We start from the raw sequence: 18,814 nt of genomic DNA, 5'->3' as shown, positions 1-18,814 counted from the left end.
CTTCCGCCTCCGTTTCATAACCTCTACAGTAAGTATATATTTTTTCAAGGAAAATGTATACCTTTTTTAGAGGAGGCTTTTCATGAAACCAGTCATCGGAATCGTATCCTGCGGATACATGAATCAACGTCAGTTCGTACCGCAGACCTATCTGCATACGGTGGAACACTTTGGGGGGACGCCCGTCATTCTCCCCTGTACACAGGATGAAGAGGCTCATTTTTGCTATGGGAGACAGTGCGACGGCTTCCTGTTCTGCGGCGGGGACGATGTTACGCCCCTTCTGTTCGGGGAGGAATTAATGACGGAACGCGGGGCAACCGATTTTCAGACAGACCAGTTCCATATTGCCCTGATGAAATATTTGTTATCCCTGAAACTGCCAATCCTTGCCATCTGCCGCGGCATGCAGATTCTCAATATCGCCCTTGGCGGAACCATTTATCAGGATATCTCTCTGCGCTGGCCCGTCTCCCTGAACCATATGCAGTTATCCTCTGACCGTTCCGACCCTTGCCACAAAATCTCTGTCTTAAAAGATAGCATCCTATCTAATATTTTCAATGAAAATGAGGTTGTAAATAGTTTTCATCATCAGTGCATTCGTATATTGGGAGCGGAACTGAATATCGCTGCCGTGGCATCCGACGGCATCATAGAAGCCATCGAATCCGACTGTCTTCCCTTTGTGGTCGGCGTCCAATGGCATCCGGAATGTATGTGGAAGACATCCCTATCTATGGGGGAACTCTTTCATGTTTTTATTGAAAAATCAAAAAACGCCAAAAATTTGCAGTATATTTCTCCAAAGCCACGGACACAATAATCCCGAAGAAACCATGCGGCATCAGAAAAAAGCCGTTGTAAAAAAGGAGGAAACAGACATGGCCGATTTATCAGTACTCGACTTACAAAACCTGCGTCACCTGATTGGAGGTTACAGCACATGCCACTGCAAACTGCAAGATTATGCATCTCAGGCACAGGACCCCGAAGTAAAGAAACTTTTCCAGGATGCAGCCAATTCTGCAATGAAGAACAAGCAGGATTTAATGAAATTCTTATAGGAGGACAGCAGACATGTTAGATGAGAAGACAATGGTAAGCGACGCACTCACTGGCGTCAATGGCGAACTGACCCGTTTTGGCGAGATGATTCCCCAGACGGAGAATAAAGAGTTGAAGCAGTGCTTAAAGCAGATGCGCAATGAATGTGAGATGTCACAGGAGAAACTTTATCAGGTTGCTCGGGAGAAGAGCTACTATGTTCCGGCGGCAAAGGCATCCCAGCAGGAGATTGAGCATGTGAAATCGATTTTGAGCGGCGGTTCTATGAAATAAGAAAGCTTTATTGGAATCATATTGATGGAAGAAACGTATTTTTCTTTGACGTTTCTTCCATCTTTTATTATCTTTTTCCTCTTGACCTTCGTATAATACTAAGGTTTAAAATATTTACGAGTCACAACATGACACCTATTTCAAATACAGGAGGCTTTACATATGAAACTAGAAGGCAAGTCCTTAAAACAAGATTTCTTCCGTTTTATTATCCCATCGCTGATTGCACAATGGGTCTATGCTCTCTATACGATGATTGACGGTTTGTTTGTTGCAAGAGGCGTGTCAGAGCTTGCGCTCTCCGGCGTCAATATCGCCATGCCTTTCGTAACACTGCTTTTCTCCGTAGCGCTTATGTTTGCCGTCGGCTCTTCTACCGTCATTGCAATCCTATTAGGCGAAAAGCAAGACCAGAAGGCAAATGAGGTATTCACCCAGAATGTGCTCACCACAATCCTCGTATCCGTACTGCTCACAGCAACCGTTCTCTGGAAATCTGAAGAAATTGCCGCTTTCCTTGGCGCAACAGAGCTTACCGCCGGATATGTAAGGACCTACATCACAACCATTGCCTGTTTCAGCGTCTTCTTCATCTGCTCCTACTCTCTGGAGGTACTGATTAAGACAGACGGTTATCCTATGAAAGCAACCATCATTGTCACAACCGGAGCTGTATTGAACTGTATCCTGGATTATATTTTCGTAATCCTCCTCCACAAAGGAGTCTGGGGCGCCGCATTCGCTACAGGGCTGTCACAGCTAATCGTAGTCCTATTGTATCTGACACATTTTTGCAGTAAAAAGACACATATGAAGATAGTACGGTTCACCCCGTCCCTGTCCTTGACATGGCGCACCATGAAAATCGGGCTGTCTTCTGGAATCACAGAATTCTCTGCCGGAATCGTAATCTTCCTGTTCAACCACGCGATTCTGGCATACCTGAATGAAGAATTTATCGTCAGTTATACGATTGTCACCTATGTCAGCACCATTATCGTCATGTCCATGGCGGGCATTGCACAGGGAATCCAGCCATTGGTCAGCTATTATTACGGCAGACGGCTTCCCGGTCAGTATCATCTGCTCCTGAAATATGCGCTCGGCTTCGGCGGTATATTCTCGGTGGCCGCTTTTGCCATATCCAGAATCATCGCAGAGCCTCTGGTCAGCCTGTTCATATCCCCGGAGCTTTCAGACCTACGAAGCGCATCTGTAAGTGTCTTCCACACATTCGCTTACTCCTTCCTGCTCTACGGGATTAACATCATCATCGGCGGATTCTTTACAGCGATTGAATATCCGAAATCCGCTATGGCAATCTCTCTTGGAAGGGGATTCGTATTTGTCGCTTTCAGTCTCCGGGTTCTGACGGCATTCTTCGGCGGAAATGGAATCTGGTGGGCGTCTGCGCTGGCGGAAGGCATGTGCCTGGTACTGACACTTTCGTTATTCCTGCTTTACAGACGGCAACACCCTCTCTCAGGGACAGGCTAAGGGGACGCCCCCAGAATATAATTGACATCTATTTTAAAATGCGATTATAATGGACATGTACACTCGGATTCTATCTTGCCGGGTGCGCACGCAAAAGGCGCTCTTATGAGCAAAGGAGGAATCTATCATGAATTATGACGTAATTATTGTCGGAGCAGGCCCTGGCGGAATCTTCTCGGCATACGAACTGGCGCAGATGGACAACCGGCTCAAAATCGCAGTTTTCGAGGCTGGCGTCCCGCTCAAAGACAGGCATTGCCCTATTGACGGTAAAAAGGTAAAGTCCTGCATCAAATGTAAAACCTGTGCAATCATGAACGGCTTCGGCGGTGCCGGTGCATTTTCGGATGGGAAGTATAATATCACCAATGATTTCGGCGGAACCCTCTATGAATATATCGGAAAAGAACAGGCTCTTGAACTGATGCGCTACGTAGACGACATCAATACCAGCCACGGAGGAGAAAAGACAAGGATGTACTCCACGGCAGGGACCCAGTTTAAGAAAGTCTGCCTCCAGAATAAGCTGAAACTTCTGGACGCGTCCGTCCGCCATCTGGGAACGGATATTAATTATGTGGTTCTGGAACAATTATACGACGAACTGAAAGACAAGGTAGAATTTCATTTTAACACTCCCGTAGACAGCCTGGAACGCACGGAAGACGGCTACCGCGTCCATTACAACGGGCAATCTGCTGACTGCAAAAAATGTATCGTCTCTGTGGGCAGGAGCGGAAGCAAATGGATGGAGAATATCTGCCGGGAACTAGACATTCCTACCAAATCTAACCGGGTGGACATCGGCGTCCGGGTAGAACTTCCTGCCGTCATCTTCTCCCATCTGACGGACGAGCTGTATGAGAGCAAGATTGTCTACCGCACGGAAAAATTCGAGGACAACGTCCGGACATTCTGCATGAACCCATATGGTATCGTGGTAAATGAGAACACCAACGGTATCGTCACGGTAAACGGCCACAGCTACGAGGATACGGAACACCAGACAGAAAACACCAATTTCGCACTGCTGGTCGCAAAACATTTCTCCGAGCCATTCAAAGACAGCAACGGATACGGGGAAAGCATCGCAAGGCTGTCCAACATGCTTGGCGGCGGCGTTATCGTACAGCGGTTCGGAGATCTGGTCAGGGGAAGGCGCAGTACTGCCGGAAGGATTCGGGAAGGATTAGTTACCCCTACCCTTGCCGCCACGCCCGGCGACTTGAGTCTGGTACTTCCGAAACGGATTCTGGACGGTATCATGGAGATGATCTACGCACTGGATAAAATAGCGCCGGGAACCGCCAACGACGATACCCTGCTCTACGGCGTGGAGGTAAAATTCTATAACATGGAAGTAGAACTTGACCAAAATCTGCAAAGCAAGTACCAAGGGCTTTATATCATAGGAGACGGAAGCGGGGTCACTCATTCTCTCTCCCATGCTTCTGCAAGCGGAGTATATGTGGCAAGGCATATTGCGGAAAATATATAAGCATTTTGTCTTGTCTCCCCTGCAAACGCAGAAGGCAGGCAGCTAACATCTTTGAATATATGTATATACTTTGGGGCTGCCACATCATGGTAAATAACCTGATGTGGCAGCCCCAATCTCTTATGTCCGGCAGGGAATCTATCTCCTGCCCTTAGTCTACTTTCACATCCAACATTTGCTGCGAAACTTCTGCCTTACTCATCTGGTAAGCCGCCCGTGCTTTGGCGCGCTTCACCTTCAACGCCTCCGGCGTCGTCTCTGCCTCCATGCGGGTCATCTCCCTCTCCCTGGAAAGCATCCTGACATCCTTTTCCGTCTCTGCAGCCTTAACCGCCTTTTCCGCGAAAACTTGGCCGTCTTGTGCAAGTCCTTCCCTGTCCGCATCCGTCTTTCCCGCAGAGCCATCTTCCTGTTCTGCCTTCTCTGACGGTTCCTCGATACCCAGTTCCTTCTCTTTTGCCTCCTGCAAATCCTTCTCTGCTTTCAGGCGTTCCGCCTCTGTCGGCAGCTTCGCATACTCGCCGCTTTCCACGAATTCCTGGGCCGTCGTCTGCAAAGCCTGATTCTTACGGTGTTCCTGCATGACCAGCTCGAACTTCTTTTCCTCCGGTATCACCGGATTATTCATGATACTGTTCACCGCACTCAGGGAAGTTGCCGTGTGCGCCATCTTTACACGCTCCACTTCCTCCTTCGTCTTACACTTTTTTAACTCGTTCTCATAGTTCTTCTGCTCTGCCTCAATGGATTTCACCTTCTGATAAGCCTGCGGGTCATGCTTTCGCAGATAATCCATCTCTTCTGCTGTCAATTTCTGACCGCTGTTCAGCTTTAAATCAATCTGCTTGGCAAGCTGGTCGGAACCATCCTCCCGGGACTTGCGAATCTCCTCTGCCTGACGCCTTGTGGGATCATTGTCAAGCCTCATACTCCCATCCGCTGTAAAATCATTAGTATCCTGCTTCTTCTGCCACTTCATCTGCATCTCCATATTTCGTGTGTATGCATTCAATGACTGCACTGTAAAAAAATTCACAGGCTCACCTCTCTTTCTAAAACCTAATTCCGTATACTATATCCTTCTATCCATAGACGCCCGTGAAAGCATATTGCCTGACTGCCTTAGGCATGCTTCCACCGATTCCCTCGTAACGCTGTCCAAAGCTCCGTACTTTATCGGCTTTCCAATCTCCCAGCCTGGGTCTGCTTCCCTTGCCGCGTCAAGGAACGCCTGCCTGTATGCCCGCTCATACTGCTGCATGGTATATCCTGCTGCCAGCCGGTCTTTCTTCGTCACCTTACGGTACATATTAGTGTATACGTCCGACCGTTTCGTCCTGTCACCATTCAGGATGCCGTTCTCACGCAGAAATTCCTTCTTCGTCTGCTCGAACATCTCATCCTTGCTGCTTTCCGGGATGGAAATGATGCGCTTTCTGCTGCTTTCGTTGGCATCTGTTACCAACAGGCCTGCGAGCCCCGTAGTGGGATCTATGTAATCTCCGTCCTTATCGTAGCACCTCATTGAATTCTTAATTGCCTGAACATTCGTGAACATTGCGCCGTTCCCATTCTTCGCCATCTCCTGCATGACTGCTTTGTACTGCTTACTGTTCGTATCAATACCCGCCGCCTTTAACTGCGCCTGTACAGAACGGCTGTTAATCTGTGATAAACGGAAACTGCCGATGGGATTGCCGCCGGATATCCCTGACATTCCAAATGTTTTCTGCAATAAATAACTATAATCTATGATTCTTGACATGAAAGAGCCTCCTTTCGGCTATAATAATGACCATTCCCAAAAACTGCGAATATTTACGAACATTCCTGATACTGTCCGTAACCTACTAAATTTTATATCGGCAGAAATGCAGGAAAACTTAACCAACTCGATATGATACGAAAAAAACTGCGAGCCATATCCGTGACTCACAGTTCTTTGTCCCACATCTTCAAAAACAATTCACATCTTATCCTGTCATGACAGAATCGACTCCATGATCTGCAGTTTCCGGAACCGAAACGCCCTACCCAAGCGCCACATCTAAAATCATCATCACCAGGAACCCGACAATAAACCCCAGTGTCCCTGATTTTTCATCCTCCTTGTCGCAAGCCTCCGGAAGCAGCTCTTGAACGACCACATATATCATCGCCCCTGCAGCCAACGATAAGAACCAGGGCATCCCCATCTGTACCGCGCCTGCCAGCCCGGCGGCAGCCACGCCGAAGATTGGCTCTACCACCGCCGACATACTGCCGATGAAAAAGGCCTTCTTCTTACTGAACCCATTCTGAATCAGGGGAAGCGCCACCGCCGTCCCCTCAGGGAAATTCTGGATTGCAATCCCGACAGCCAGCGCAATCGCCCCTGACAGCAATGCCGGTTCTCCGGGATTCTGCGCAGCCAGGGCAAATGCAAGGCCAATCGCCATCCCTTCCGGGATATTATGCGCCGTAATCGCCATAATCAGCATAGCTGTGTTTTTCTGCACCCTGAGATGCTCCCATCTCCCAATGAGATAGTCCGCCAGCAGCAGCAATATGACGCCGAGCAGGAATCCGCCTGTAATAACCATCCAGCTCACCTGCCCGTTCTCTTCCGCGAATTCAATCCCCGGCAGCAGCAAAGACCACACAGAGGCGGCGACCATCACGCCTCCGGCAAACCCCAAAAAACCCCTTTGGAGCCTGCCGCACATATCCCTCTTCACGAAGAACACACCCGCCGCCCCGAGCGTAGTCACTGAAAATGTAAGTAACGTCCCTAAGAACGTCCATAGAATTCCATTCATAGTTTTCACCTCACCATCAATATACGGTGAAACTATGAAATGGTTCCTCCTGCAAATACCTTCATAGAAGCCTCTTCCTCAAACTGCTTGGAATACAGCTCATAGTAGTATCCTTTTTCCCTGAGCAGCTCCTTATGGGTGCCCTGCTCAATGATTTTCCCGTCCTTCACCACCAGAATCAAGTCTGCCTGCCGGATGGTAGAAAGCCGGTGGGCGATGATAAACGAGGTATGCCCGCAAAGAAGCCGCCCTGTCGCCTGCTGGATCAACTGCTCCGTGTGGGTATCAATCGAAGAAGTCGCCTCGTCCAGCACGAAAATTGCCGGATCTGCCAGAATCGCCCTGGCAAATGAAATCAACTGTTTCTCCCCGGTAGAAAGCCTGCCGCCGCTCTCCCCTACATCGCTGTCGTATCCATTTTCCAGCTTCATGACCACTTCGTCCGCCGACACGCTTTGCGCCGCAGCCTCAATCTCCCCGTCCGTCGCGTCCAGACGCCCGTACCGGATATTTTCCCGCACCGTACCGGAAAACAGATGCGGATTCTGCAGCACATAGCCAATCTGGCTGTGAAGCCATAACTGAGAACGCTCCCGGTAATCCACGCCGTCGATCAGTATCCGCCCCTTCGTCGGCTCAAAGAAACGCCCTACGAGGTTCACAAGGGTTGACTTACCTGCCCCTGTTTCACCCACAATCGCCACATTCATCCCCGCAGGCACATGAAGGTCAAAATGCTCCAGTACATATTCTTTTCCATCGGGATACCGGAAAGAAACATCCTCGAACACGATATCTCCCTGGATCTTCTCCCAGTTCTCCTTCTTAGGATGGAATGCGTCCCCATATTTTTCTAACACCTCGGCCTTATCTACCACATTCGGCGCCTGCTCCAGAAGATCCATCACACGCTCAATATTTGCCTGACAGGAAATCAACTCTGCCAGAAGCCGTGCAAGCTGCTGGATCGGCTCGAAAATGATGACTGCGTAGGATATGAACACAGACAGCGTCCCAAGCTTCATAATCTCTTCTTTCACCATATAGCCGCCCTGCGCCAGCACCACAGCAGCCGCCACGGAACTGAACAGCAGAATCATAGGGATATAGATTGCGTTAAGCCTTGCGGAACGGCTGGCCGCCCTGTGCATGTCCGCCGTCCTCTCAAAAAATGCTTTCTCATTATCCCGCTCAATCACCATGCTTTTCGAGGTCTTGACACCGGTAATCCCTTCGTTATATGCGCTGGTAATCTGAGAATTAATCTTCCTGACCTTCCGGTTCCAGTGCAGAATTTTATTCTGGAAGTAAACCGTCAGCACGGCAATGCAAGGTACAATCAACAGGATGACCAACGTAAGCCTGACATTTAACATAAACATAATGCAAAACACACTGACCACATAGAGCAGCGACCAGAACATATCCACCAGCCCCCATGCGACCATGGACGCAATACGCAACGTATCGCTCATGACTCTGGCATGAATGTAACCTACCGGAGTCGTATTATAATAAGAAAATGATAACGTCTGCAAATGTTCAAACTGCGCCCATTTTAAATCCTTTCCCACGTTCATCTCTATGGTGGTAGCCGCCCGGACAGAAAAATAGACGCACAACGTCTGGATCACGATGACAGCCACGTAGGCCGCTGCAAACCGTCCAATCCCGGCAAGGCTTTCCACGGTAATAAAGTGGTCGATAGCGTAGCTCTGGAACAGAGGCACTACCACGTCTATTCCGGCAAGAAAAATATTTAACCCAAGAGAAATCGCAAAAAACTTCTTATAAGGCTTGAAAAAAGGCAGCATTTTTCCCCAGACCTTGAAACTGAACGGTTTATTGTAATCTTGTTCTTCATATGCCGCCATTTCTTACACCTCCATCTTCTTTCTGTCATCCTGGCTCATCTGTATCTCATAAATCTGCTGGTAGAGCCCGCCACTCTTGATTAATTCATGATGCGTCCCGATTTCCTCGATGCGTCCATGATTCAGGACCAATATCCGGTCTGCGCCCATGAGCGTCGTAATTCTGTGGGAAATCAGGATTACGGTGGCTTCCTTCATGTATTCTTCCAGCGCCTTCCGAATCTTTGTGTCCGTCTGGGAATCCACCGCTGACAGGGAATCGTCGAACACCATGACCGGAGCTTTTTGAAGCAACATCCGGGCAATCGCCACACGCTGGCGCTGTCCTCCGGAAAGTGTCACGCCTCGTTCCCCGACTAAGGTGCCGTATCCGTCCGGGAATCCCATGATTGCGTCGTCGATACAGGCAATCTTCGCCGCCTCGCGGATTGCATCCATGTCTGCGCCTGGTTTTGCAGCCGCAATATTCTCCTGAATCGTACGGGAATACAGGAATGGTTCCTGCAATACCATCCCCACCTCGCTCCTGAGCTTGTCAAGGGGAATCTGACGGATATCCTTTCCGCCGATATGGATGCTTCCCTGTCCTTCTTTAAGCTCGTACAGGCGGGTTAATAGCTGTACAATCGTAGATTTTCCGCTTCCCGTGCCGCCAAGGATGCCAAAGGTACATCCCTGTGGGATTTGGAAATGGATGTCTTTTAGTACTTCGTTTCCGTCTTCATATCCGAAATTCACATGGTTAAACGCGATATCATATCGTTCCTTTCCTTCTGCAGCGGATATATTTACCTGCCCGTTTTCTTTCACTGGCTCTTTTGCCTGTCCAGCCCTCGCTTGGGATTCTTCCGGCATGCTTTCCTGTGTCTTTATACCTGCTTCGTTCCCCTGTATTGTATCTATTGTCTTTATCTCGGCTTCTTCCTTGGCGCTTATAATGTAGTCCACACGTTCAAAAGAAACGCCCGCCTTGCTCATATCAGAAAGAATCCTTCCAAGGCCACGGATCGGCCACACAAGGGTCGTGTTATAAGAAGCGAATGCAACAAACTCACCGACTGTAATCCTGCCCTGCACCGCCTCCATCGTACCAAGCACGATGACCGTGACGACCTGAAGTCCTGTAATCAGATCCCCGACTCCCCAGTACAGGCCGGACAGAGTGCCAAGCCGGATCCACAGATTCGCGAAAATGCCGTTCTTCTCCCGGAACCTGTCCATCTCAAACCGTTCCCGCCCGAACGCCCGCACCACACGGACTCCGGTCGCATTCTCCTGTACTACGGTAGACAGCTCGCCTTCTGCTTCATCGGCTACGATGAACCGCTTGGCAATCAACCTGTAAAATACGGAGGAATAGATGATTACAATCGGTACGAACGGCAGCACTGCCAACGATAACCGGACGTTCATCGACACCATCATAGAAAAATAAATCACAATCAGGAAGACCGTCCGGAAGACTTCCAGCAATTGTGTCACCACGAAATTACGGATGACCTCCACATCAGAGGTGCAGCGCTGTATAATATCCCCGGTCTGGTTCTTGTCATGCCAGCTCATGGGAATCCTCTGGACATGGCAAAACAGCATGTCCCGCATATTTTTGGCAAATGTCTCTCCTGCAAGCGCCGTATTTGACCGGCACACGAACTGCGACAGCCCCGACAGCGCAGCCACCGATACCAAAAGAAGCGCCAGAATCCAAAGATGGTCTGACAGGTATCCATACTTTGTCCCGTCAAGCACAGAATCTATGCTGAAACGGAAAATCTGGGGCGTCAGCGAGTTCAATACGGTCATCGCCAGAGATGCTATGACCGCAACTGCAAAATATTTTTTTGATCCGTCAAAAAACTGACGGATCAAGTTCCATTTTCTGTATTTAATCTCAATCCCTTCTCTCCTTTTTAATCACCCGACCGCATGATTTTTAACAGAAGCTCAATGTGCTCGGCAATCTTTTCATCTTCTAAGTGATCTACATTGTCTCTCACCTGCTTCAATCTCGTCTCTTTTTCAATCGCCATCAGTTTGTTTAGGACCTTATCGCTTTGGTCTTGTGCCTGTGCGGTCTTCTTACCAGGCTTCGCCTGCGTTGCCCCAGTCTTAGACGCTGGTTTCCCGGTCTGCGCCTTTGCTGCTTTTGACGCTGGTTTCCCGGCCTGCGCCTTTGCTGCTTTTGACGCTGGTTTCTCCGTCTGTGGCTTTACTGTAGATTTATTACTCTTTTTCTTAAACATACATTCCCCCCTTACTTCAGTCACTTAAACCATACAAAAATTTTTCGCACTGATAAGACTGCATTTTTAATTACATATTTAACAGAACGAAAAGCGAGATACTTCTTAACTATAGCAAAAATTACTAATACAGACAATGGGATTTGCTAATTTATTTTACAGAAAAAAGAAACTCTTGTCCTTCCCTATATCAGGTGTTATAATATCACCGTAATTGTATTGTATCTCATTGAAATGAGAATGATAACAAGGAGGAATTGAATAATGAAAGAACAAAGACATGACACTCGTTGGATGGTCAGTGTTGCACTTATGGCAGCAATCATCATTGTGCTGGCGAACACGCCCCTTGGGATGATTCAGCTTCCGATTATCAAGGCGACAACTGTCCATATTCCTGTCATCATCGGCGCAGTCCTGTTAGGTCCGTCAGCAGGGGCGATTCTGGGCGCAGTGTTCGGTATCTGCTCGTTGGTCAGCAATACCATGGCTCCCACGCTGCTGTCATTTGCCTTCTCCCCGTTTATGAGTACTTCTGGGCTTCCCGGGGCACTGAAAGCCATCTGGATCTCTGTGGGATGCAGGATTTTAATCGGAGTCGCAGCGGGATGGCTGTGGATTCTTTTCTCGAAATTGAAGGTAAACCAACTGGTTGCACTTCCTGTTGTAGGATTCATTGGTTCTATGGTAAATACGGTGACGGTCATGGGAAGTATCTATCTTCTTTTCGCACAGCAATATGCCGACGCAAAAGACGTGGCTGTCTCTGCCGTGTGGGGGCTGATTATGGGTACTGTGACGGCATCGGGCATTCCGGAGGCGGTTGCTGCGGCTATTCTGGTATTAGCGCTTGGCAAGGTGTTGATACAGGTATTTAAAAAAATGGGCGCAGATGCAGCAGGCGTTCCGGCGGCAAGATAGATGTATGAGAGTTATGGGCCTATTTTAAAATAAATATGAAAAATTAATTTTACCACTTGACAAATACCTACATTATGTGATATAAATAGCTAGTGTGATTGAGACACATAGGGGATTGGTCAAGTGGTATGATAGGGGTCTCCAAAACCTTTGGCGGGAGTTCGATTCTCTCATCCCCTGGTAGTAAAAAATAGCTGTAAACCTTGATTTATAAGGATTACAGCTATTTTTGTTTTCAATGCTACAGAGTATTTGAGAGTGTTTCAAGGTGTAAATGCCCCAAACGGCTACGAGGGAGAATTTCGATAATACATCGGGATTCTCCTTTGCTTATTGTCAGCCGGATGTCTTACGTTTCGATTTCCTTGTTCTTCCTTGTCTGTCCCTTCATAACCGAGTGTTCCGGTTACGGACGCCCAGAGCGACGGGTCCTAACAGGGCGGCGGGTCGGCTGGACGAACGGACATTACCAGTACCGTAAATCTTTGGTAATGTCTTCCATAACGTTCTGAATCCCCGTTCCAATAAAGATACGTCCATACCAATACTGTACACTTCCTGCCGGCTTGCTCCCCCCTATGGGAGACGGGCATAGGGGCAGGCGATTTTGCTTAGGAGCGAATCTGCTTTCCAAGATTTGCTCCTAAAATCGGTTTTTGGGGTGAGGGAATGGTACACTATGAAGTTAATGGTCATTAGTTATGTCTTGTAAAATCAACTAGGATGATTTTATCTGTTTTTCTTTTTCTTCGTGATTCATTCGGATAAAAACTTTACATTGTTCGATACAAATATATTGTTGTTCCTTTGATAAAGAACGGAAAATTCTCAACATTTCATTTTCATTAGGAGTAACTATGATTCCACACCGGCAATCGTCCATATCGTATCCAGGGACAAGAAAACAGACTTCTACCATGCAGTACGCCCGGATAATGCAGGAAGCACGGGGACGACCACGGTAAAATTGGCGGGCGGAAATTATAACGTGGGGTTCGTCAGCCCCCTCAACAAAGACGGCTCTGCATATGATGTGCAAGGCACGGGCAAGGCAAAGGAAATAGAACTTGAAGTAAAGACCGACGCCAAGGACGGCGTGAAGGTTGACTGCCCGATGACCCAAGTCCCGGCAGACAAGGTAACGGACGAAATGCTTCGGGACATCATAGACAAGACCCAGGACGCAGTGGAGAACGGCGACGAAAGCATGAAAGGCGACGCCGGGAAAGACGTGCTGGAAAAACTTGGGGAGAATGTAGGCAACAGCCCGAACGCTTCTGATAAGACCAAGGAAGAAGCGGGTGCTATAAAAGGGGACGCAAATACGGACCCACTACATACAAGGAGATAAGATATGGATAAACAGGAGATTTTAAATTTTTTATCAGAAAAGAAACGGGTTACAGCACCCGTCGCAGCAGCAGAGGACAGCGTGGACAGAGCTGAAAAAAATTATGAAATGGCTAAGAAAAAATGGCGGGTCGGAATCGTGATATTGCTGATTTTGACATTGGCATATCTCCGGTTCTGTTCAAAAGGAAATTTCGGCTTGTTTTATTTTAACGAAAGGGGCGTGATTCAAGCTGGTGGAATCGGGGGATTGATTCTCTTTGGGGGACTTTCTGCCCTGTTACTTTACATAAAGATAACCCGTTATATAAAACCGGCAGAGCATGAACTTGCAAATGCGCTCAGTATTCTCCGGCAGGCGAAGGATACCCCGGCTTATCAGAATGGGGCAAAAGACTTTTCAGCAAAATTCTATAATTATTCCGATGTTTACCATCTGTGGAATTTTATCAATGAGGGAAGAGCCGAAACTTTAAAAGAAGCGTATAACCTATTGGAAACAAACCAATTCCAACAAAACCAGATGGAAATCCAAGCGGATATCAGACGTTTACAGCAGGAAATTGTAACTACATCCAAGGTGAATGCGGCGGCTTCCGTGATAACAGCATATAATACGGCTAAAAAGAAATAGTGAAAATACTATGCACCCTTGTTTTTATTCATAAGTGGAGAGGGGTGCGGGGACGTTGTCCCCGATAATTTATGGGTTTCCGTAGGGAACCCCATAAAACAGTTTATTCTCATATATAATAAACTGTTAGCATGTTGAATTTTTATTTTATCGTCTAAGAAGTAGACCTCTTTTCCGATAGACTTGTATTCAGCGTAAATCGTATGAAATTCTTTAACTAAACCAGCTTCTCTCATTCTCTCTTTCTCCAGTTCCAAATTTCCTGTAATACATAATATAACAAGTGCAGCTCCTCCAATGTGCCGTCAAACTTGATCCTGCCTAAAACTATTATAAAGCAAAAAGAAGCTAAAAACAGTAGTGGAGTCAGTCCCCCCATTTTCATTATAGGCTGTGATAACCATTCATGATTCGTTGACAATTCAATAGACTTTATTCCCTAAGCGTGATATAATACATACTACCAAGACAATGAGCAATCACAGATGGGGTGATATATCAAAAACAATGTGATTCCCAGATTAAATACCATTGAATCTTGCTACACTGATACATATAATCGCTATAAAGATTATGTTGAAAAAATGGATGCCGCTTTTTCAGATATTGAGTTACTGAAAAAAGTAGTTGCTTCCCACGGTGAGAAGCTGAAGAAGATTTTATAGTTCGTTTATAACAACTACATAACTTATATCACCAAAGGGTGTAAGGTCTATTGAATTATCAAGGACTTTGCACTCTTTTTATATTTACAGGTTATGGAGGTTGAGATATGAATACTTATTTTAAGAATGTTCAGACATTGGATGAACTCAGGAAGCAATACAAGGACATACTTAAAAGGTATCACCCAGATAACGGCGGCTCAGAAGATATTACCAAGGCAATCAATGTCGAGTAGGAAAAGCTATTCAAGAATATTAAAGGATAACCATTCAAGACACGATACGGCAGATAATTTGTGTGATGGACGAATGGTTGAATGAATGGTTGACATGATGAAAAAAGAGTCTGACAGGTTCTATTCTTTTGTTCTATATAGTGGCTTTATTTTGCGTTTTAAGGGGGTATTTTCGGCTTGTATTGCGCAGGTATATTTCTTTCTTGGGTGAAGGCATTTCGAGTTAAAATAGGGCTGATTTTTTGCATTCCAGGGCATGGATAGGGGGAACTGGGTGATTGGTATGTCGGGTGGGTTTACATTAATTGAAGGAGGTTCGGTCACACAAAACGGGTTATGTGTTCTATCCACACACCGACTATATTTTTTTATCTGTCAGATACACATTCCATATAATCTAAGTTTATTTTCTTCATAGTGCCAAAGCCTATGTCAACTTTCTTTGTTTTACTAATAATGCATTCTCCTTCCAATTTTTATTACGAGAGTTCAGTGTACATATAAAAAACACTAAATATAAATTTTTTAATTTTCAACTTTAGTAAATAGTAATGGTCAACTGAACAGAATAAAGATATAACCTTATTAATAAAGACAGACATATTACAGCGCAATTTACTCTCGTAAATTACTCTGTAAATAATTTCCACCTGTGCGGTTAGACTTACTAATCATATAGCAAAATTAAGTATCATGATTCTACATTCGTTATCTGACAGCAGTATAAGAACTGGTGTATCTTGAGCAGAAGTACAAATTGTACCGTTGATAATTCAATAAAGACTTTACACTCTTTGGTGATATAAGTTATGTAGTTGTTATGATGGGGTTATGAAATCTTCTTTAGCTTTTCGCTGTGGTCAGAAATAACTTTTTTCATGATATCAATGTCAGCTTGCATTGCCTGTATTTCTGGAACTGCTTTTCATATCGTTTCGCTGCCGGAACATAGTTTTCTGCTAGCAACTGAATATTTTTATCAGTAACATTTTCAAGATACAGCTTGATGTCTCTGATATCGTCCTTCAACGGTTGCAATTCTGACTTTAATTTTGCGTCTAATTTAACATCCAGTAATTGAGAGATTGCTAGTAAATCTTCATTTGTCAACGCCATGATATATCACCCCTTCTGTGATTGCTCGTTGTCTTGGTCCCGGAATTCGCCAGTTTCGCGGTTTTCTGCTATACTATTACTGGAAAGAGAGGGAATGCCATGAGCTCGGATTTAAAGAAAGAGATTGCCATGCGCAATGAACCGTTTGCAGGCCAGGAAAGGGAACTCCGGCTCCAAAGCAGAGTCATAGAGAAACAGAAAGAAATGATTGAGTTCCTTCAGAAACATATCTCTAAAATAACAGATATCATGATGGATGTGACAGAATACCATGCACATGTGTTTCTTTATAATCCTCTTCTTTTCTTACTACATTCATCCGCTGCATCTCCGATCTTGGTTAATATTATAAGTACTTAGACAGAGAATACAACTCATAATAGTCAGCCAATTTACTAAGTACATCTATCGGAAATGCCCTTATCCCTTTTTCATATCTGGCATATACTTGACAGCATCGAAACCAGACTTTCCGGAGTAAGGGGCTCAAGCCCGCTTCCTATATTCTCCACAGCACAGGAAAGGATACATCCGTTAGAAAGACTCGTCCACAGTCTATAACCTTCTTCACCTGCCAGTGAATAAGAAAAGAAAGACCACTGCCGCTCTCCCTCTGCCAATGCCTGCACTTCCCCTACAGTTGCCCCCTGCTCATCCGTATTGGCGCTCAAGAGATACTCTACTTCCTGCTTTGCCGTCGTGAATACGGCATTCTCGTCTTCCGTCATCAGCCTAAGGTTAATCTGTGTACTGCTTGTGCCGTCCGCACCCATCCGCTGAAATACCACCTGTTGTTCGGAACTGTATTCAACTTCTTCAAATCCTTCCGGTCTGGAAACCGAAATCTTAACACTTCCATCCTCTGTAGAAAGAACCGAATTTCCGTCAACCTCATTTTCATCTGCACCTACATTCTCATCCAGTTCTTCCTGCAGGTTCTCTCCCGCAGCCACATCTGCGCCCTCTGTCTCCGAAGAAATCTCCTGCCCAGCCGTGTCTGACGGCTCCTTCTTCTCCTGCTTATCTCCACATCCTGAAAATACAATACTTACTGCTGCGATAAAACCAATCATAATTCTTTTCATACATGAAACCTCATCTCATATTTTTTTGTAACATTTGCCCCGCTACTTTACACGTTGCATTTATTTATTTTATCATGCATTCCTTCTAAAGTCTATTTTATTCTTGCAAGATTTTTCTAAACAGGCTATAGTAATATTATTATTTTACAAAAATGTCTGGAAAGGAACCATTATGAATCTGAACAATAAAACAATCCTACTTGGAGTTACCGGTGGTATTGCCGCATATAAAAGTGCATCCCTTGCAAGCCTTCTGGTGAAATCCGGGGCGGAAGTCCGTGTTATCATGACGGAACACGCAACTAATTTTATCAATCCTATTACCTTTGAATCCCTGACAGGGCACAAATGCATTACGGATACATTTGACCGTAATTTTGAATTTAAAGTAGAACATGTTGCCCTTGCTAAGAAAGCGGATCTGATTATTGTCGCACCGGCAACCGCTAATGTGATTGCCAAACTTGCACATGGGCTTGCCGACGATATGCTTACAACCACCATATTAGCTAGTAAAGCCCCCAAGCTCATCGCCCCTGCCATGAATACCGGTATGTACGAAAATCCGGTCACACAGGAGAACCTCGCCCTTCTTAGGAGGTATGGCATGGAAATCATTTCCCCTTCAAGCGGACGGCTTGCCTGCGGCGATGTGGGCGCCGGAAAGATGGCGGAACCGGAGGTTTTGTATGAGCACATTCTTCGCAGCTGCGCCTGTACCAAAGACATGGCTGGCATGAAGGTTCTCGTGACCGCAGGTCCCACCCTGGAGTCTCTCGACCCTGTGCGTTTTCTTAGCAATCATTCATCCGGGAAAATGGGTTACAGCATCGCCAAGGCTTGTATGCTCCGCGGGGCGGACGTCACTCTGGTAACAGGCAGGACTGCCTTGAAGCCACCGATGTTTGTGGATGTGGTTCCGACTATTTCAGCCGAAGATATGTATGATGCTGTCGTTTCACGCAGTGATTCCATGAATTTAATTATCAAAGCCGCCGCCGTAGCCGATTACCGTCCGGCCCTGATTGCCACAGAAAAGGTCAAGAAAGGGGATTCTGAGCTGTCTATCCCTTTGGAACGCACCCGCGACATTCTGAAATACTTGGGGGAACATAAGAAGCCGGGACAATTTCTGTGCGGTTTCTCTATGGAAACAGAACATATGCTGGAAAATTCCCGAAAGAAACTGATTCGGAAGAATCTGGATATGATAGTTGCAAACAATTTAAAAGTGCCTGGAGCAGGTTTTGAAACGGATACGAATATTGTTACGATAATTACTCCGGATGATGTCACAGAGCTTTCTCTAATGAGTAAAGAAGAGGTTTCCTTTCATATTTTGGACAAAATTCTTTCTATATATGTTTAAAATTTCAAGGCATATGTAAGGTGCTGAGTTAACTTTTTTATATTTATATGGGGTGCCCGAATGATTAAATTGCTGTCATATATACTCTTTCCCCTCATGGAAAATATATCATATGAAATGCGGTTTTCTGACACCCCATCAATAACAACGATATAATCGAGTTCTTTTATACTACATAAAAAAGTGA

19 protein-coding genes and 1 tRNA gene are annotated in these 18,814 nt (G+C 46.1%); 11 read left to right on the top strand and 9 right to left on the bottom strand.

What is annotated here, in order from left to right:
• The first annotated feature begins 82 nt into the window (after window positions 1-82).
• From AC6I3O_RS08100 to AC6I3O_RS08080, 5 genes are all read left to right on the top strand, one after another.
• Complete coding sequence (locus tag AC6I3O_RS08100) at window positions 83-826, top strand: gamma-glutamyl-gamma-aminobutyrate hydrolase family protein (protein ID WP_497850436.1); 744 nt, start codon at window positions 83-85, stop codon at window positions 824-826.
• Window positions 827-884: 58 nt separating this feature from the next.
• The gene (locus AC6I3O_RS08095; RefSeq protein WP_159752649.1) at window positions 885-1,067 is read left to right on the top strand and encodes a hypothetical protein; all 183 of its coding nucleotides are present in this window, start codon (window positions 885-887) and stop codon (window positions 1,065-1,067) included.
• Between the two features lie 13 nt (window positions 1,068-1,080).
• Window positions 1,081-1,341, top strand: coding sequence for a spore coat protein (locus AC6I3O_RS08090; RefSeq protein WP_172490036.1), 261 nt, complete (start codon window positions 1,081-1,083; stop codon window positions 1,339-1,341).
• Between the two features lie 162 nt (window positions 1,342-1,503).
• Window positions 1,504-2,838 (top strand): MATE family efflux transporter, encoded by a 1,335-nt coding sequence (locus AC6I3O_RS08085; protein ID WP_497850434.1) that lies wholly within the window; start codon window positions 1,504-1,506, stop codon window positions 2,836-2,838.
• Between the two features lie 127 nt (window positions 2,839-2,965).
• Window positions 2,966-4,336, top strand: coding sequence for an NAD(P)/FAD-dependent oxidoreductase (locus AC6I3O_RS08080; protein ID WP_497850433.1), 1,371 nt, complete (start codon window positions 2,966-2,968; stop codon window positions 4,334-4,336).
• A 151-nt stretch (window positions 4,337-4,487) separates the two neighbouring features.
• Here the strand turns inward: AC6I3O_RS08080 and AC6I3O_RS08075 are convergent, their stop codons facing one another.
• The 6 genes from AC6I3O_RS08075 to AC6I3O_RS08050 form a co-directional block, all read right to left on the bottom strand.
• Complete coding sequence (locus AC6I3O_RS08075) at window positions 4,488-5,372, bottom strand: hypothetical protein (RefSeq protein WP_497850432.1); 885 nt, start codon at window positions 5,370-5,372, stop codon at window positions 4,488-4,490.
• A gap of 36 nt (window positions 5,373-5,408) precedes the next feature.
• A complete protein-coding gene (locus AC6I3O_RS08070; protein WP_497850431.1) occupies window positions 5,409-6,101 on the bottom strand; it encodes a DUF3879 family protein in 693 nt (230 codons plus the stop codon).
• Between the two features lie 265 nt (window positions 6,102-6,366).
• Entirely contained in the window at window positions 6,367-7,134 is a 768-nt protein-coding gene (locus AC6I3O_RS08065) for a ZIP family metal transporter (protein ID WP_497850430.1), read from the bottom strand.
• A 32-nt stretch (window positions 7,135-7,166) separates the two neighbouring features.
• Window positions 7,167-9,008: an ABC transporter ATP-binding protein gene (locus AC6I3O_RS08060; protein WP_497850429.1), complete on the bottom strand. Its 1,842-nt coding sequence runs from the start codon at window positions 9,006-9,008 to the stop codon at window positions 7,167-7,169.
• A gap of 3 nt (window positions 9,009-9,011) precedes the next feature.
• The gene (locus tag AC6I3O_RS08055) at window positions 9,012-10,877 is read right to left on the bottom strand and encodes an ABC transporter ATP-binding protein (protein ID WP_497850428.1); all 1,866 of its coding nucleotides are present in this window, start codon (window positions 10,875-10,877) and stop codon (window positions 9,012-9,014) included.
• Between the two features lie 41 nt (window positions 10,878-10,918).
• Window positions 10,919-11,251, bottom strand: coding sequence for a hypothetical protein (locus AC6I3O_RS08050; RefSeq protein WP_497850427.1), 333 nt, complete (start codon window positions 11,249-11,251; stop codon window positions 10,919-10,921).
• Window positions 11,252-11,515: 264 nt separating this feature from the next.
• On the opposite strand from AC6I3O_RS08050, the gene AC6I3O_RS08045 reads away from it, so the two are divergent.
• The 4 genes from AC6I3O_RS08045 to AC6I3O_RS08030 all read left to right on the top strand — a co-directional run bounded on the left by AC6I3O_RS08045 (window position 11,516) and on the right by AC6I3O_RS08030 (window position 14,156).
• Window positions 11,516-12,172 carry an ECF transporter S component gene (locus AC6I3O_RS08045; protein WP_497850426.1) on the top strand — a complete coding sequence of 219 codons (657 nt, stop codon included), beginning with the start codon at window positions 11,516-11,518 and terminating at the stop codon, window positions 12,170-12,172.
• Window positions 12,173-12,281: 109 nt separating this feature from the next.
• Window positions 12,282-12,352 (top strand) — tRNA-Trp (locus AC6I3O_RS08040).
• Window positions 12,353-13,139: 787 nt separating this feature from the next.
• Window positions 13,140-13,523 carry a hypothetical protein gene (locus AC6I3O_RS08035; RefSeq protein ID WP_497850425.1) on the top strand — a complete coding sequence of 128 codons (384 nt, stop codon included), beginning with the start codon at window positions 13,140-13,142 and terminating at the stop codon, window positions 13,521-13,523.
• A 3-nt stretch (window positions 13,524-13,526) separates the two neighbouring features.
• Window positions 13,527-14,156, top strand: a complete 630-nt coding sequence (locus AC6I3O_RS08030) for a hypothetical protein (protein ID WP_497850424.1) — start codon at window positions 13,527-13,529, stop codon at window positions 14,154-14,156.
• An 8-nt stretch (window positions 14,157-14,164) separates the two neighbouring features.
• Here AC6I3O_RS08030 and AC6I3O_RS08025 read toward each other — a convergent pair whose 3' ends face one another.
• The gene (locus AC6I3O_RS08025; RefSeq protein ID WP_497850423.1) at window positions 14,165-14,392 is read right to left on the bottom strand and encodes a hypothetical protein; all 228 of its coding nucleotides are present in this window, start codon (window positions 14,390-14,392) and stop codon (window positions 14,165-14,167) included.
• A 536-nt stretch (window positions 14,393-14,928) separates the two neighbouring features.
• Here AC6I3O_RS08025 and AC6I3O_RS08020 point away from each other — a divergent pair.
• The gene (locus tag AC6I3O_RS08020) at window positions 14,929-15,057 is read left to right on the top strand and encodes a hypothetical protein (RefSeq protein WP_497850422.1); all 129 of its coding nucleotides are present in this window, start codon (window positions 14,929-14,931) and stop codon (window positions 15,055-15,057) included.
• An 876-nt stretch (window positions 15,058-15,933) separates the two neighbouring features.
• On the opposite strand, the gene AC6I3O_RS08015 is transcribed toward AC6I3O_RS08020, so the two are convergent.
• Together AC6I3O_RS08015 and AC6I3O_RS08010 are read right to left on the bottom strand one after the other, a co-directional pair.
• Window positions 15,934-16,173 carry a hypothetical protein gene (locus AC6I3O_RS08015; protein WP_497850421.1) on the bottom strand — a complete coding sequence of 80 codons (240 nt, stop codon included), beginning with the start codon at window positions 16,171-16,173 and terminating at the stop codon, window positions 15,934-15,936.
• A 431-nt stretch (window positions 16,174-16,604) separates the two neighbouring features.
• Entirely contained in the window at window positions 16,605-17,258 is a 654-nt protein-coding gene (locus AC6I3O_RS08010; protein WP_497850420.1) for a hypothetical protein, read from the bottom strand.
• A 172-nt stretch (window positions 17,259-17,430) separates the two neighbouring features.
• On the opposite strand from AC6I3O_RS08010, the gene coaBC reads away from it, so the two are divergent.
• The gene (coaBC, locus tag AC6I3O_RS08005; protein ID WP_497850419.1) at window positions 17,431-18,627 is read left to right on the top strand and encodes a bifunctional phosphopantothenoylcysteine decarboxylase/phosphopantothenate--cysteine ligase CoaBC; all 1,197 of its coding nucleotides are present in this window, start codon (window positions 17,431-17,433) and stop codon (window positions 18,625-18,627) included.
• The last annotated feature ends 187 nt before the right edge of the window (window positions 18,628-18,814 follow it).

Source organism: Sporofaciens sp. St.21A7 (assembly GCF_059728535.1).
Note: the sequence above shows the minus strand (reverse complement) of the source record. Positions and strands in the feature narration are given on the sequence as shown.

Excerpts from the sequence above, each read along its gene's own strand:
- AC6I3O_RS08095 (WP_159752649.1), top strand. The coding sequence starts at position 885 with ATGGCCGATTTATCAGTACTCGACTTACAAAACCTGCGTCACCTGATT.
- AC6I3O_RS08060 (WP_497850429.1), bottom strand. The coding sequence starts at position 9,008 with ATGGCGGCATATGAAGAACAAGATTACAATAAACCGTTCAGTTTCAAG.
- AC6I3O_RS08010 (WP_497850420.1), bottom strand. The coding sequence starts at position 17,258 with ATGAAAAGAATTATGATTGGTTTTATCGCAGCAGTAAGTATTGTATTT.
- coaBC (WP_497850419.1), top strand. The coding sequence starts at position 17,431 with ATGAATCTGAACAATAAAACAATCCTACTTGGAGTTACCGGTGGTATT.
- AC6I3O_RS08085 (WP_497850434.1), top strand. The coding sequence starts at position 1,504 with ATGAAACTAGAAGGCAAGTCCTTAAAACAAGATTTCTTCCGTTTTATT.
- AC6I3O_RS08090 (WP_172490036.1), top strand. The coding sequence starts at position 1,081 with ATGTTAGATGAGAAGACAATGGTAAGCGACGCACTCACTGGCGTCAAT.
- AC6I3O_RS08070 (WP_497850431.1), bottom strand. The coding sequence starts at position 6,101 with ATGTCAAGAATCATAGATTATAGTTATTTATTGCAGAAAACATTTGGA.
- AC6I3O_RS08020 (WP_497850422.1), top strand. The coding sequence starts at position 14,929 with ATGAATACTTATTTTAAGAATGTTCAGACATTGGATGAACTCAGGAAG.
- AC6I3O_RS08050 (WP_497850427.1), bottom strand. The coding sequence starts at position 11,251 with ATGTTTAAGAAAAAGAGTAATAAATCTACAGTAAAGCCACAGACGGAG.
- AC6I3O_RS08100 (WP_497850436.1), top strand. The coding sequence starts at position 83 with ATGAAACCAGTCATCGGAATCGTATCCTGCGGATACATGAATCAACGT.
- AC6I3O_RS08045 (WP_497850426.1), top strand. The coding sequence starts at position 11,516 with ATGAAAGAACAAAGACATGACACTCGTTGGATGGTCAGTGTTGCACTT.
- AC6I3O_RS08030 (WP_497850424.1), top strand. The coding sequence starts at position 13,527 with ATGGATAAACAGGAGATTTTAAATTTTTTATCAGAAAAGAAACGGGTT.
- AC6I3O_RS08080 (WP_497850433.1), top strand. The coding sequence starts at position 2,966 with ATGAATTATGACGTAATTATTGTCGGAGCAGGCCCTGGCGGAATCTTC.
- AC6I3O_RS08065 (WP_497850430.1), bottom strand. The coding sequence starts at position 7,134 with ATGAATGGAATTCTATGGACGTTCTTAGGGACGTTACTTACATTTTCA.
- AC6I3O_RS08025 (WP_497850423.1), bottom strand. The coding sequence starts at position 14,392 with ATGAGAGAAGCTGGTTTAGTTAAAGAATTTCATACGATTTACGCTGAA.
- AC6I3O_RS08015 (WP_497850421.1), bottom strand. The coding sequence starts at position 16,173 with ATGGCGTTGACAAATGAAGATTTACTAGCAATCTCTCAATTACTGGAT.